We start from the raw sequence: 13,086 nt of genomic DNA, 5'->3' as shown, positions 1-13,086 counted from the left end.
TCATGCTGAGGTCTACTAATCTTCTTCCCAGCTATCAACTGATAACAGGTCACTAACAGGGTCTTGCATGGTGAAGTCAAACGCCTGGAGTTCTTGTTTCCAATAGGCCCATTCGTCTCCATAGAGTAGGGCAATCTTCCACAGGCTGTCGCTGGGTTTGAGCAGTTTTGAATCGACGAGCGATCGCACCTGGCGTTGCAGCTTAACCATCGGGTGAGCTACTTGTTGAGTCATACCGTCTTTGATCATGATTAGGTTGTGTAAAAATCTAAGTCAGCCTTCTAAAAGTTCCTGAGCAATGCGTAGGTAGTTGCTTAATCAGAAAGCGGCTTTTCAGCTTCTAATGTTAGCGTATTTAGTGAGCTTTGTGGCAAGTAATTTTTTTTGATCCGCACCTTTAGATCCGTTGATGAATCTATCTGTAATAATCGTGAAAAATCACGGATAGTCTAGCATCTACAGGAAGAAGGATTTTATTTACTCAGTCACATAGCGTACTTCTAAGCTTTTTTGTCTAAGTCTGCTAATGGCTCTGCAATCGTTAAGGGTAGCGCTGTGGGTCAAAGGTGAGTCAGACTTTTTTTCGTGGCTGAGATAGTAGGGTGAATAGCTTGAGCGATCGTATCGTGAATCTAAATTACAATACTCAGCAACTCAACTGACTAAGATAAAAAAACGACCATCATCTACTGACAGCCGCTTGTAAGTTCAGGGAATGATTTAGGAAATTTAAATTGAGTCTAGGCAACCCCTACTAATTTGTGTTCTGGATTCATTTGTAACACTGACGACTCAGCCGGAATGATCGAGAAATCAATGGCTAAATGTGGATCAACGCCTGATGCGGCGGCTAGATAGCGTTCTGCGATCGCATTCACAATCGGCATCTCTCCAAAGGCTCGGCCATCGACTGATCGGATCGGCGTAATCTCAGCCAAAGTCCCCACCAGCGCCATCTCGTCTGCAATGATCAACTCAGTGCGATCGATCGGCCGCCGCTCAAACGGAATCCCCATTGAGTTGCACAACTCTTCTACAATATCGATGCTGATACTTTCTAAGGCACCTTCCCAGGCGGGTGGCGTAAACACTTTGCCATCGCGCACAATGATTACACAAGAAGAAATGCCTTCAGCGACTCGCCCTGCCTGATTGAGCAAAATCATGTCAGAATAGCCGCGATCGCGTCCTTCAATCTTCACAAATCGCGCTACTTGATAATTTGTGCTGGTTTTGACTCGACAGGGAAGGGCGAGATCGGTGGCTCGTTGCCAGGGGCTAATGCCAACATCCATTGGGGCCGGGCGCTCTTTTGGGGTGTGGTAGGCCGTCAACACTAGATTAGTCGTGCTGTCTTCGCCCCAGTGGCCTTCGTCTCCATAGAGTGTGGCGCGTACCCACATATTTTTGTCGTGTTTGTAGAGTTGTTTTACCAGTTCGTGAGTAGCCTGTTCAAATTCTTCGTAGCTCATTTCAAAAGGCATGTACATGATCTTGGCAGAACGCAGCAAGCGATCGTAGTGTCGTCTCATCGCTACAATGCCAAAGCTGCCGTCAGGTTGCCAATAGCCTTTTAGACCTTCAAAAACATTTAGCCCCCGCAAGACGGCCTCGCTTGAAATGTGAAAAACAGCCTCTTCCCACAGACAGACTTTCCCGCCAAAGTAGACGTATTTGGGTTTCTGTAGCTTTGTTGATAAGGTCATAGGGTCTGATTCCTTCAGGTAAACAGGAGATGAGTGAACCGGATTGTAAAGCTGAAAAGAGATCGTCCTGGGACACTGCTCAAACAAAAGGGGGGCTTTTGAGACATTCGCTGGACTGGCAACTCTGAAAGGGGTCAAGTCGTCTGGTTGGGTCTAGAGGTTAAGCACTCCAAAAAATCCTCCGAGTTTCTCCGCAGAGGGGGAGTTAGTTAATTACTCCGTATCATAGTTACGCCAGAATAATTACTGATGACTAAAGTTGAGAACTTTATGGAATTCTTAAGGAAAACCTAAAATTATAAATTTATTATTTCTCACAAGTTGAATTAGGCAGAAAAAGCAACTTCTAAATTGGATGAACTGCTTGCAAAATATGGCTTACTCAATCGTTTTTTAACTGCTCATCCATTCGTATTTGTCTAAAAAGGTCATAGATTAATAACGATGTTTACTCAAACAAAAATGTACTCAATCAGGCAAGAATGAACGCTCAAATTTCCATTCTCTTGCTCTAATCAGCTTTTACAACTTCTCAAGTCTCTATTCAAAGCGTCCCTAAAAGCGATCGATCGCTAAACTGCGATCGTCGGCATATCAAACCGAATATTGGATTGTCTGAAGCGATCGAGGGCCTCACCAAGACGATCGCAGTCCGCAATCAAGCTAATCCGCACATAGCCTTCGCCTCCCGCTCCAAAGGCGTTTCCAGGAGTCACGACTACACCCGTTTTCTGCAACACAGACAGCGCAAAATCAGTCGAACCCGTACCTGGAGGACAGGGAATCCACAAATACATCGTGGCTTTGGGGGTAGGAATCGACCAGCCCAGGTCTGCCAGACCTTTGATCAAGAAGTCTCGACGAGTGCGGTAGCGATCTTGCACTTCAACCAGGTACTTGTCTGGAAGCTGAAGGGCTGTTTCTGCGGCAGTTTGCAGCGCGGCAAAAATTCCGTAATCCAGATTGGTTTTGAGCGTGCGTAAGCCTTGAATCACATGCCGATTGCCGACGACAAATCCGACGCGCCAGCCTGCCATATTGTAGGTTTTGGACAGCGTATGAAACTCAACACCAATTTCTTTGCCCCCCGGAATCTCAAGCAAGCTGGTGGGCTGATAGCCGTCAAAGGCTAATTCTGCATAAGCCTGATCGTGGACGAGCAAAATCTGATAGCGACGGGCAAAGGCGACAACTTCCTCAAAAAATTCACGCGGGGCGGTGGCCGTTGTGGGATTGCTGGGATAGTTGAAGTAAAGGATCTTGGCACGTTCGGCAATGCGATCGGGAATCGCCGCCAAGTCAATCAACCAATCCTGCTCCGCCTTGAGAATCAACGGATAAATTTCTCCACCTGCGATCAGCGGCCCGCGAAAATGGGGCGGATAAGACGGACTCGGCACCAAAACGACATCGCCTGGATTAATATAAGCCAGCGCCAGGTGAGTGAGTCCTTCCTTGGAACCTAAGAGGGGCAACGCTTCACCGTCAGGATCGAGATCCACTGCATAGCGACGACGATACCAATCTGTAATCGCTTTTCTAAAGCTGGCAGTGCCTTCAAAGGGAGGATAGCCGTGATTTTTGGCATCCTGAAGGGCCGCGCTGGCCGCCTCAACGATCGGAGCCGGAGTCGCCCCATCAGGATTGCCCATTCCCAAATCAATTAAATCAACCCCTTGCGCTCGTGCATTTGCTTTCAATTCATCCAGCCGCGCAAACACGTAGGGAGGCAAAGATCGCAGACGATCGGCGGGGGTAATCCAATTTAGGCTCATGATCAATGGGTGAGGAGTGAGGAGTGAGGAGTGAGGAGTTAACGAAAGGGGTAACTTACCCAAACTGCCTGTCTGAGTTAGGTATTTTAACCTGGAATAGATCCCGATCGACCATCCTCACGGCTCACACTTTTCTCCTCACTCCTCACCCCTCTCTCCTCACCTCTTCCACAAGGCGCTGTTGTTGAAACCATTGCGGCCATCAGTTGGGCTGGAGTCACGCTAAAGGGTAGACGATGAATGTCAGAAGTCTCGGCGCAAGCGATTTCGGCGGATTTTTGAAGGGCGGCGATCGTTACGCTTTCTAGTCCCAACTCTGTCAACGTTTGTGGCAGTCCAATTTCACGGTAAAACTTCAACAACTGCTGGCGGGCTGTGGCGGCTAATTGGTTGCCCTGGATCATTTCTTCGAGACGAAGCTGTACCAAAATCCCAAACGCAACCTTTTCACCGTGTAGGGTTCCATGACTTTCGAGCAGGTGCGTTAAGCCATTGTGAACAGCATGAGCCGCGACGGTTCGACATTGTGCGCCGCCGATTCCCCCGATTACGCCCGCCATCAAAACGGAGGCATCGACGACTTCGCGCCACGGTTCGCTCCCTGGTTGTTGGAGAGCGATCGCTGACTTTTGAAACAAGATATCTCGCAGCACTCGCGCCTGCTGGACGGCAGCAATCAGAAAGGTTTTTTCAGAGTGACCGCTACTGACCGAAGCCTCATACCATTTGGCGATCGCGTCTCCAATCCCGGCAACCAGCGTTCTTTGGGGTGCAGTGGCGATCAGGTCATAATCTAGAATCAGTAAGTCAGGACATTTTGACAAACTCACGTCATACAAAAACGCCCCTTGTTCTGAGTAAATGTTGGAGAGGGCAGTCCAGGCGGCACAGGTAGCCCCGGAAGTTGGAATCGTGACGATCGGCAATTCACCTTGAAAGGCTAGAAGTTTAGCGGCATCCAACGCTTTACCGCCGCCAATTCCAATAATCAAATCAGCTTGATGATCAATGGTCGCCTGTTTGAGAGACAGAAGCGCTTTTTCGCTGCAATCTGCGCCATAAGAAGCTTGAGCGATCGACAGCTTTTGCGCCTCCAAAACAGAATTGAGACGAGGCTGGATCACTTCTAACGTACGATCGCCTCCTACCAATAGCGGACGAGATCCCAATCGAGCGATCGTTTTACCCATCTGCTCCAACGCTCTTACCCCTCGAACGACTTGAGCAGGAGCGATCGCCAGCGAAATCAAAGAATCAGTTTGAGTGGACATTTGAGCTTAACGAATCACAAAGACAACGGTTTATGGTTGAGATTTTTGGAAGGGCTAAGGATCGTGAATTGAATAAGATCGATAATTGCCTGGTTGCTTCGCCCCCTAAATCCCCCATTCTGGGGGACTTTGAGAAAGAAGAAATTCTAGAATTTAAGGCAGTTTCGCGGTTCAAGATTTAGGGGGCAGAAGCCGAATCAAACGAAGCGAAACCGCGAGAATTACAGGTTGTTTAATTCACGATCCCAAGGATTAGAGTTTCAAGCTTTTGCCTGCGGGAGTTGAGCCAGGTTTTCGCGGTAGATCTTAATGGTCGCCTGATCATCGTCTCGAACGGACAGCGATCGCTGAATTTCTCCGATAAACAACGGCTGAGACAAACCTTCTCTGGGATGCAAAATCGTCCGCGCTCGAATCAGCAGGCGATCGGCTCCTTGAGACAAGCGACCTGGAGAATACAAATCGGCGGAGGCTTGACGCAGGGTGGCTTCTAACTGCGGCTCCGTAACCGTCGGCGGCACAGCAATCACCACAACATCAGCCGACTGGTCATAAATTCGAGAATAATGCACCGCACCCGGAATCGACGGACGCGCATGGAGACCCAAACTCAGCCCAAAAATTCCCGCCGTCAAAACCCCCATAAATCCAGTAATCCCCACCAATCGAAAGCGAATTCCCCATTTGAACAAAAAGGCCATCACAGTCAAGACCGCCAGCGCGATCGTCAAAATTCCTGCCCATTGGGTTCCGGTAATCAGTTGTTGAGTTTCAAACATGGCAAGGCGTTTTGAGGGTTAAATTAAGCTTGAATTTGAGGCTATTCGTTGCTGACAGCGACAGGCGCGTTTGAAGCTTCGAGGGCAGCTTTCATCGTATGCCAGGTCAGCGTTGCACATTTGATTCTGACAGGAAACTGAGAAACGCCCTGCATAACATTGAGCTTGCGCTGCTCCGTCGGAAATTCAGCTTTGCCCAACATCATATTTTGAAAGCGCTGCACCATTTCTAACGCTTCGTCAGTCGCTTTACCGCGCAGAGCCTCCGCCATTAGATCCGCCGATGCCATTGCGATCGCGCAGCCTTCTCCTTCAAATTTCACATCCTCAATGCGATCGCCCGTCTCATTAAGCTGTACGGTTAGCTCGATCGTATCTCCACAAGAAGGGTTGTGTCCCCGCTGTTGACGGTGAACCGGATTCGTCACCCCTTTGTGTTTTGGCTTCTTGTAGCGTTCAAGAATGACCTGTTGATAAAGGTCGCGCAGGTTCCCCAAAGTCATGGCTTGGATTTGTAAATGGATGGTTCATCTTTCTTCACTCTAGAAGTTTTTGAGCCGTTCTGTCATAAATCGCGCAAGAAAGAGACATTCGACCAGAGACAAAGAGAGACATTGGAAGTTAGACCGGAGACGTTAGACCGGAGACGTTAGACCGGAGACGTTAGTCCAAAGTCCCTTCTGTCCAAAGTCCAAAGTCCCTTTTGTCCAAATTCTACAAACCCGATCGCTATCTAAATTTGGTACTCTATCGAAATAGTCTTGGGGAAGAGAGCGTGGATATTCAAATTGGCAGGGGCAAAACCGCTCGTCGAGCATACGGAATTGACGAAATTGCGCTGGCTCCAGGACAGCGAACCCTCGATCCAAAGTTGGCCGATACTCGGTGGAAAATTGGCGGCATCGATCGCGAAATTCCGATCATTGCCAGCGCGATGGATGGAGTCGTCGATGTAGAAATGGCCGTCTTATTGTCAAATCTGGGAGCATTAGGCGTTCTCAATTTAGAAGGGGTACAGACGCGCTACGAAGACCCCAACCCGATTTTGGACGAAATTGCATCAGTCAGCAAAGACGAATTTGTCACCCTGATGCAGCGACTCTACGCCCAACCGATCAAACCTGAACTGATCGAACAGCGCGTCCGAGAAATCAAAGAGCGCGGTGGCATTGCGGCCGTTAGTGCGACCCCGGCGGGCGCGGCTCAGTTTGGGCAGGTCGTCGCTAAAGCAGGAGCCGATTTGTTCTTCATTCAGGCAACGGTTGTCTCAACGAACCATTTGTCTCCTGACGCGATCGCTCCCCTCGATCTGGCAAAATTCTGTCTAGAAATGCCGATTCCAGTCATCCTGGGCAACTGTGTCACCTACGAAGTCACGATGAATTTGCTCAAAGCAGGTGCGGCTGGCGTTTTGGTCGGAATTGGCCCCGGTGCAGCTTGTACCTCGCGGGGCGTTTTGGGGGTGGGTGTCCCGCAGGCAACGGCGATCGCAGACTGTGCGGCCGCTCGTGATGACTACTTCCGCGAAACTGGAAACTATGTGCCAGTCATTGCCGATGGCGGCTTGATCACGGGGGGAGATATTTGTAAATGTATCGCCTGTGGAGCCGATGGTGTGATGATTGGTTCCCCGTTTGCGAGAGCCAAAGAAGCGCCTGGTCGCGGATTTCACTGGGGAATGGCCACACCAAGCCCTGTTTTGCCCAGAGGCACTCGGATTCGAGTCGGCACCACAGGCACGCTAGAACAGATTTTGCGTGGCCCGGCTCAACTTGACGACGGCACCCACAACTTTTTGGGCGCACTCCAAACCAGCATGGGCACTCTTGGCGCAAAAGACCTCAAGGAAATGCAGCAGGTAGAAGTGATCATTGCCCCCTCACTACTCACCGAAGGCAAGGTGTATCAAAAAGCGCAACAGTTGGGGATGGGGAAGTAGAGGATGAGTGTCAATTCGACGCTGAAAGTTCAAGCTTCTTTGCCAAGTTCTAAACGAATTCTTAAGAGTTTTTTCAGTCTTGGCTGGAGTGACTGGTAATTCCAAATCCGTCGTCTAGAATAGAGAAAGCGGAGACGCATGTTTCCGTTCACTCCTCACACCACACTCCGCCTGAGCTTCGGTTCGGGCGGTTCCTTTTTAAACGGAGTAAGGGATGGGGAAGGGTGTGACAGAAAAGAAATTAGAGAAATCTCGACAGTTAAGACTGCAATAGAGGTCAGCTTTACCCCACACGCTGCACCCTAACCCCTCTTTCTCAATCTTCAGGATTGTATCTATTTATGTATGGCGTGAATTCTAATAGCCCCGTTATTGCTATGGTAGAATTTCGTCGAATGATATATTAGGCAAGGATTTTCAGGCATGTCAGCAGCCGCACAAGTCACAGATTCTACGTTTGATCAAGAAGTGCTTGAGAGCGAAGTTCCGGTATTGGTAGATTTTTGGGCCCCTTGGTGCGGCCCCTGCCGGATGGTGGCTCCCGTTGTCGAAGAAATCGCAGCGCAGTACGAAGGCAAAATTAAGGTTGTCAAAGTGAATACAGATGATAACCCCAGTGTTGCCAGCAAGTATGGGATTCGCAGCATCCCCACGCTGATGATTTTTAAGGGTGGACAGCGGGTTGATATGGTGGTGGGTGCCGTGCCCAAAACCACTCTGTCAAATACGTTGGAAAAGCATCTCTAGTCGCTTAATTCGCTCCAGGTCGCCCCTGTCCGAAGTTTCGTCAAACAAATCGTTACTTTACTCGCTTGTCCGTCATTTTCTTTAAGCATTGAGCATTTGAGAAAACTCATCTGCGATCGGGTGAATTGACGCTTCTGGTCATCAGGTAACTTTGCTCTCACTGCGCCTCAGCTTTCGGGTTTTGGGGCGTTTTTCAATGGAGAAGCTCAACCGATTTGCAGAATACCGATAGAATAGAATACCCGGTTTGCAGGTAGTGTTTATGGCTTCCGATCGCTCCTCTCATTCCATCGAGTCTCTTCAAGCAACGGTGAATGATCTGTTTACTCAGTTGCCTCAGTTGCGGAATGGCGACTTGATTGCTCAAGCGTTTGCGACCATTGTACGAATCGCTGGGGATGAGATCGATCGCCTCGACTGGAAGATGCTCAATGCCTCGCTGCAAGATATGGAGCGGGCTTTCAGTACGTTTTATCCCTATCGTCACGTTCGCAAGATCGCAATTTTTGGCTCGGCTCGCATTTCGTCAAACACTGAGGAATACGAGATGGCTCGTGAGTTTGCCCGCTGTGTGACGGCTCAGGGCTATATGGTGATTACGGGAGCAGGCGGCGGGATTATGCAGGCTGGCAATGAAGGGGCTGGGGCCGAGAATTCATTTGGTCTAAACATTCAGCTTCCGTTTGAGCAGGGCGCAAATCCCTTTATCGAAGGCGATCCGAAACTGGTGCCCTTTAAGTATTTTTTCACGCGCAAGGTGTTCTTTCTCAGAGAGAGTGACGCGCTGGCGCTGTTCCCAGGCGGGTTTGGCACGCAGGATGAGGCGTTTGAATGTCTGACGCTGACGCAAACAGGCAAGTCTGCCCCGGTGCCATTGGTATTAATTGACAAGCCTGGTGGCGACTATTGGCACGATTGGGCGACCTATATCGACAAACAGTTGATGAATCGCGGCTTGATTGGGGCTGACGATCCGAGTCTATACACGATTACGGATGACCTGGATGTGGCTTGTGACGCGATTTCTAGTTTTTATAAGGTCTACCACTCCAGTCGATATGTGGGCGAAAAGCTAGTGGTGCGCCTCAAGTCAGAACTGCCTGATGAGCGGGTCGAGAAGCTAAACGATCGCTTCTCTGATATTCTCGTGTCGGGCAAAATTGAGAAAAGTCGAGCGCTGCCTCAAGAAGGTGAAGATGAGACTTTGGAGCTACCGCGTTTGATTCTTCACTTTAACCAGCGCGATCTGGGCAAGCTGTATCAGTTTATCGCCGCGATCAATCAATTGGGAACGCCGCTACTGTCGCCCGAAGACTCGGCCCATCCCGAAAGAAAGTAGGAGTATGGGATGTGCTGTGCCCCTAACGAAATCCAGGTTCAGCGGGTACTTTATTTGCGCGCTAGTCCCTTAGCTGCTTTGAGGAGAACGATCGCTTTCTGACAAGTCATTCTGAGGAATCTGTGTGTCGGTGAGATGCTTTAAGCCCCAAGCCGTTATTACCTTTAAAACAGGGCGCAAACTTTTTCCCTTCTCGGTCAGTTGATAGTTCATTCGGCGGGAATGGTTACTGTAAGGCTGCTTTTCTGCTAACCCTAATTCTTCGAGCAGCTTGAGGCGGTTTGCCAAGATGTTCGTTGAGATGCCTTCAGGAGAGTCCAAAAACTCTTCAAATCGCTGCTTTTCAAAGAACATCATGTCTCGGATCACTAATAGCGTCCAGCGATCGCCAATCAGATCCAGCGTACAGGAGACAGGGCAGGTAGAGCGTCTGGGTTGGGTCATGGCTTAGAGCAAGTTGATTACTTGCATTTTACAAGCGATGCCTGCTAAAGTGCCTTCTAACTTGCAACTTAAGAGGTAAGGATGGACACAGCCAACCAGAAGCAGCCGTTTGAGGTTGAGATCAACTTATCGGTTAGAACCTACGATATTGACTTTGCAGGTGTTGTGAGCAACATCGCCTACGTTCGCTGGTTAGAAGATTTGCGCCTGGAGATGTTAGCCCACCATTTTCCATTGGATAATCTACTCAAGAGTGGCGTTGTCCCTGTTATTGTGCAGACAAAAATTGATTACAAGCAGCCCATCAAACTCTTTGACATTCCGAGCGGCAAAATGTGGATCAAGACGATGGAGTCCTTACGGTGGACGGTGAATGCCGCGATCGTCGTCAATGATAAAGTCGCTGCTCTCGGTGAGCAAGTTGGCATTTTTGTTGATGTGCAAAGCTACAAACCAATCCGCGTGCCACAAGGATTAAAGCAGAAGTATCAGGAGTTTGTCGCCTAAACAGCGCAAGATTTTGGTTCGTCAACGTGATTAAATCAACGACTTATCGCACTCTTACAAATCCAGCTTTGGCGATCGCCTCCTGTCCCTGGTCGGTCAGTAGAAAATTGGTGTAGGCTTCCCCTGCCTGCTGTTCGGCTTGACCGTTTTGCTTGATCACGACAAATAAATTGCGCGTAATCGGGTAGCTGCCGTTTTGAAACGCTTGTGTATTGATTTGGTTGCGCTGACCGCCCGGACACTGCGCCAAAAAATTGCCCTGATAGGGAGCCACAAACTGAGCGGCAGTCCGTCCGATCGCCAACGGTTTGATCGTGCATTGTGGAACCACTTCGGGCGCAGATGCAAAATAGATGCCTCCCGGTGTCGCCGCCAATCGCTGAAGGGCTTGAGTCGTGGTTGAGACAATTTGCACATCGTTGGCAAGGGGCTGACCGCCCAAAATGGTTTCGATGAATAGCTCAACAGTGCCGCCAGAGGTCGCCGATCGAGAAAACGGAGTGATTGCTAGATTGGGGCCGCCTAGTTCTTGCCAGTTTTTGACGCGGCCGCTGTAAATTGATTTAAGTTGCTCAATCGTCAAATTTTGCACAGCCAAACCAGGATTGACAGCCACCGCAACGCCATCGATCGCCACAGGAATCTGTTTGAGCGTAAAGCCGCGCTGTTGGGCCTGCTGATACTCCGTTTCTAAAACCGGACGCGAGGACTGCGTAAAGGCAATCTGCCCATCTAACAGCATTTTGATCCCCAATCCAGAACTCGGCGGACTGCCCACCGGATCGACATAGCGCAAGCGAAATTCAGGTCGTGTGGATTGAATAGCGGTATCGATCGAGCCGCGAATCGGTGCCCAAGACGTACTGCCTCCATAGCTAAACAGCCCCGACGGAACGTTCTGAATCTGAGAAAAATTGGCGGCTCCTGCTTGCCCAGATGGAGTACCAGGAGACTGATTAGGGGATTGCTGCGGGGACGAATTGGGCGATTCTTGCGGAGTCAACTTGCCGACATCCACACCCGATCGCTGCGTAAACCACCAAAAACCACCGCCCAACAAACCAGTCGTAATCAACAGCGAAGCAATCAATACTGGAGTTTCGTTCTTTTGAGACATAAAATCATTGCTCAACGAGCGATAGGAACAAAATCAAATCCTGAACCCGATCGATTACCGGGAGAAACTTTCACTAACTGAATGCCCGCATTGCGATCGCCTGATGGCAAAAACCGCACCGCGCCCGATGCCCCCACCGCCGAAAAATCAGCAGCCACCAACGCCGCCTGAATCCCCGATCGCGTCTGACTTTTTTCTAGCGCGCCTGCAAAGGCTTGAACGGCATCATAAGAGATCGCCGATCGCCAACTCACATCTCCTCCCCAAAGCTGTCGAGATTTGGCAGGAAACGCCGACCCCGGATTGCCGTCAATATGCCAGGGCACCGCAACGACCATCCCAGTTGCTTGCTGTCCTCCCGCCTGGAGCATCTTGGGCGAATACACATCATCTCCTCCCAAAAGATTAACCCGTTGCTGGGCAGCGTCAACCACCTGAAGTGCTTTATTCAATGTCCCGGTGTTGGCAGCTAACATCAGCACTTTGACACCCTGTTTGAGAGACTGGTCGATCGCTCTAGACGCGCCAAAATCACCAGAGGACAGATCATATTCGCCAGACACGGTGCCCCCACCCAGAGAGACCGCGGTGACAAACTCTGACTTGAGAGACATGCTGTAGTCGCTTTGAGAATTGAAAAAGACGGCAAAGTTCTTTTGCTGCAACGTTTTGAGGGCGTAGTCTGCCAAGGCTCTCGCGGCTACATAATCGCTGGGCACTGTGCGAAACACATACTTGCCAAAGCCAGACAGCTTGACGGTACTGCTGATGGGTGAGATGCTGACGAGCTCTCCTGCGTTGTAGACGCTGCCTGCTGCCAAGGTGACATCGCTGGCATAGTGCCCCACCACACCGAGAATTTGAGGGTCTTGCACAAAGGTACTGGCGATTTGTCGAGCGATGCTGGCACTGTTGTCATCGTTGGCGATCGCAACTTTCAACGGCACCCCCTTCACGCCGCCTGCTTGATTGATTTCGGTTTGCGCCTGGGCTACTCCTCTGAGAATTTCGGCTGCGCCATTGGAATCAGTCCCGATCGGGACGGCGACCGCGATCGTATAAGCCTTGTTGTTGGCGATGCGGGCATTGTTGAGATAAATTAGCGTCTCTGGGGCATTGCGAGATTTTTGCAGCGCCGATTCAAATAAGGTCACTGCTTGGCTGTACTGTTGAGCTTTCATCGCCCCGGTGCCCGCTTCTTTTGCCTGAGAAAACGCGGGGTTGTCCGATCGCTCTTCTAAAAGAATCTTCTCACCCTGACTAATCCGGTCTGAAAGGGTGATCGTGGGTGCCCCGTTGCTGAGTCCAATGGTTTCCCCGGTGCCCGTGTCCGTTTTTGGGCTAAACCGTTGAGAAAACCACCAAAATCCGCCACCCAGCAGACCTGCCGTAATCAACAGTGAAAGAATCAGAACGGGCGTTTCGTTTTTTTGGGACATCACATTCAACCAGTAGAGAGCAA

General features: G+C 50.1%; 14 protein-coding genes. 4 read left to right on the top strand and 10 right to left on the bottom strand.

From position 1 onward, the window contains the following. Nucleotides 1-15 precede the first annotated feature (15 nt). From ACKFKH_RS28610 to sufU, 6 genes are all read right to left on the bottom strand, one after another. Complete coding sequence (locus ACKFKH_RS28610) at nt 16-234, bottom strand: DUF4327 family protein (protein ID WP_446861764.1); 219 nt, start codon at nt 232-234, stop codon at nt 16-18. A 506-nt stretch (nt 235-740) separates the two neighbouring features. After that, entirely contained in the window at nt 741-1,706 is a 966-nt protein-coding gene (locus ACKFKH_RS28605) for an aminotransferase class IV (RefSeq protein ID WP_446861763.1), read from the bottom strand. Nucleotides 1,707-2,278: 572 nt separating this feature from the next. Next, nucleotides 2,279-3,481 (bottom strand): aspartate aminotransferase, encoded by a 1,203-nt coding sequence (locus ACKFKH_RS28600; protein WP_446861762.1) that lies wholly within the window; start codon nt 3,479-3,481, stop codon nt 2,279-2,281. Nucleotides 3,482-3,567: 86 nt separating this feature from the next. Further along, the gene (locus ACKFKH_RS28595; protein ID WP_446861761.1) at nt 3,568-4,752 is read right to left on the bottom strand and encodes an iron-containing alcohol dehydrogenase; all 1,185 of its coding nucleotides are present in this window, start codon (nt 4,750-4,752) and stop codon (nt 3,568-3,570) included. A 260-nt stretch (nt 4,753-5,012) separates the two neighbouring features. Beyond that, nucleotides 5,013-5,531 carry a DUF2518 family protein gene (locus ACKFKH_RS28590; protein ID WP_446861760.1) on the bottom strand — a complete coding sequence of 173 codons (519 nt, stop codon included), beginning with the start codon at nt 5,529-5,531 and terminating at the stop codon, nt 5,013-5,015. Between the two features lie 41 nt (nt 5,532-5,572). After that, the gene (sufU, locus tag ACKFKH_RS28585; protein ID WP_446861759.1) at nt 5,573-6,034 is read right to left on the bottom strand and encodes a Fe-S cluster assembly sulfur transfer protein SufU; all 462 of its coding nucleotides are present in this window, start codon (nt 6,032-6,034) and stop codon (nt 5,573-5,575) included. Nucleotides 6,035-6,306: 272 nt separating this feature from the next. On the opposite strand from sufU, the gene ACKFKH_RS28580 reads away from it, so the two are divergent. Further along, complete coding sequence (locus tag ACKFKH_RS28580; RefSeq protein WP_446861758.1) at nt 6,307-7,470, top strand: GuaB3 family IMP dehydrogenase-related protein; 1,164 nt, start codon at nt 6,307-6,309, stop codon at nt 7,468-7,470. Nucleotides 7,471-7,893: 423 nt separating this feature from the next. Continuing rightward, a complete protein-coding gene (gene trxA, locus ACKFKH_RS28575) occupies nt 7,894-8,217 on the top strand; it encodes a thioredoxin (protein ID WP_446861757.1) in 324 nt (107 codons plus the stop codon). Here trxA and ACKFKH_RS28570 read toward each other — a convergent pair. Then, nucleotides 8,214-8,378, bottom strand: coding sequence for a hypothetical protein (locus ACKFKH_RS28570; RefSeq protein WP_446861756.1), 165 nt, complete (start codon nt 8,376-8,378; stop codon nt 8,214-8,216). The two genes, trxA and ACKFKH_RS28570, sit on opposite strands and share 4 nt — an antisense overlap. A 101-nt stretch (nt 8,379-8,479) precedes the next feature. Here ACKFKH_RS28570 and ACKFKH_RS28565 point away from each other — a divergent pair, with 101 nt between their 5' ends. Continuing rightward, nucleotides 8,480-9,556 carry an LOG family protein gene (locus tag ACKFKH_RS28565; protein ID WP_446861755.1) on the top strand — a complete coding sequence of 359 codons (1,077 nt, stop codon included), beginning with the start codon at nt 8,480-8,482 and terminating at the stop codon, nt 9,554-9,556. Between the two features lie 69 nt (nt 9,557-9,625). Here ACKFKH_RS28565 and ACKFKH_RS28560 read toward each other — a convergent pair whose 3' ends face one another. Next, entirely contained in the window at nt 9,626-10,000 is a 375-nt protein-coding gene (locus ACKFKH_RS28560) for a winged helix-turn-helix transcriptional regulator (protein WP_446861754.1), read from the bottom strand. A gap of 81 nt (nt 10,001-10,081) precedes the next feature. Between ACKFKH_RS28560 and ACKFKH_RS28555 the strand changes: the two genes are divergently transcribed. After that, entirely contained in the window at nt 10,082-10,507 is a 426-nt protein-coding gene (locus ACKFKH_RS28555; RefSeq protein WP_446861753.1) for an acyl-CoA thioesterase, read from the top strand. 43 nt (nt 10,508-10,550) lie between these two features. Here ACKFKH_RS28555 and ACKFKH_RS28550 read toward each other — a convergent pair whose 3' ends face one another. Together ACKFKH_RS28550 and ACKFKH_RS28545 are read right to left on the bottom strand one after the other, a co-directional pair. Next, entirely contained in the window at nt 10,551-11,624 is a 1,074-nt protein-coding gene (locus ACKFKH_RS28550) for a PstS family phosphate ABC transporter substrate-binding protein (protein WP_446861752.1), read from the bottom strand. Between the two features lie 11 nt (nt 11,625-11,635). Beyond that, on the bottom strand, nt 11,636-13,063 hold the full coding sequence (locus ACKFKH_RS28545; RefSeq protein ID WP_446861751.1) for an ABC transporter substrate-binding protein: 1,428 nt from the start codon (nt 13,061-13,063) through the stop codon (nt 11,636-11,638). Nucleotides 13,064-13,086: the final 23 nt, after the last annotated feature.

The sequence above is a fragment of the Phormidesmis sp. 146-20 genome, from assembly GCF_052939475.1.
This window is presented reverse-complemented; position numbering and strand designations above follow the sequence as displayed.

What these genes read in the sequence shown, in the direction of transcription:
- ACKFKH_RS28610 (WP_446861764.1), bottom strand. Translation starts at nt 234, where the DNA reads ATGACTCAACAAGTAGCTCACCCGATGGTTAAGCTGCAACGCCAGGTG.
- ACKFKH_RS28605 (WP_446861763.1), bottom strand. Translation starts at nt 1,706, where the DNA reads ATGACCTTATCAACAAAGCTACAGAAACCCAAATACGTCTACTTTGGC.
- ACKFKH_RS28600 (WP_446861762.1), bottom strand. Translation starts at nt 3,481, where the DNA reads ATGAGCCTAAATTGGATTACCCCCGCCGATCGTCTGCGATCTTTGCCT.
- ACKFKH_RS28595 (WP_446861761.1), bottom strand. Translation starts at nt 4,752, where the DNA reads ATGTCCACTCAAACTGATTCTTTGATTTCGCTGGCGATCGCTCCTGCT.
- ACKFKH_RS28590 (WP_446861760.1), bottom strand. Translation starts at nt 5,531, where the DNA reads ATGTTTGAAACTCAACAACTGATTACCGGAACCCAATGGGCAGGAATT.
- sufU (WP_446861759.1), bottom strand. Translation starts at nt 6,034, where the DNA reads ATGACTTTGGGGAACCTGCGCGACCTTTATCAACAGGTCATTCTTGAA.
- trxA (WP_446861757.1), top strand. Translation starts at nt 7,894, where the DNA reads ATGTCAGCAGCCGCACAAGTCACAGATTCTACGTTTGATCAAGAAGTG.
- ACKFKH_RS28565 (WP_446861755.1), top strand. Translation starts at nt 8,480, where the DNA reads ATGGCTTCCGATCGCTCCTCTCATTCCATCGAGTCTCTTCAAGCAACG.
- ACKFKH_RS28560 (WP_446861754.1), bottom strand. Translation starts at nt 10,000, where the DNA reads ATGACCCAACCCAGACGCTCTACCTGCCCTGTCTCCTGTACGCTGGAT.
- ACKFKH_RS28555 (WP_446861753.1), top strand. Translation starts at nt 10,082, where the DNA reads ATGGACACAGCCAACCAGAAGCAGCCGTTTGAGGTTGAGATCAACTTA.
- ACKFKH_RS28550 (WP_446861752.1), bottom strand. Translation starts at nt 11,624, where the DNA reads ATGTCTCAAAAGAACGAAACTCCAGTATTGATTGCTTCGCTGTTGATT.
- ACKFKH_RS28545 (WP_446861751.1), bottom strand. Translation starts at nt 13,063, where the DNA reads ATGTCCCAAAAAAACGAAACGCCCGTTCTGATTCTTTCACTGTTGATT.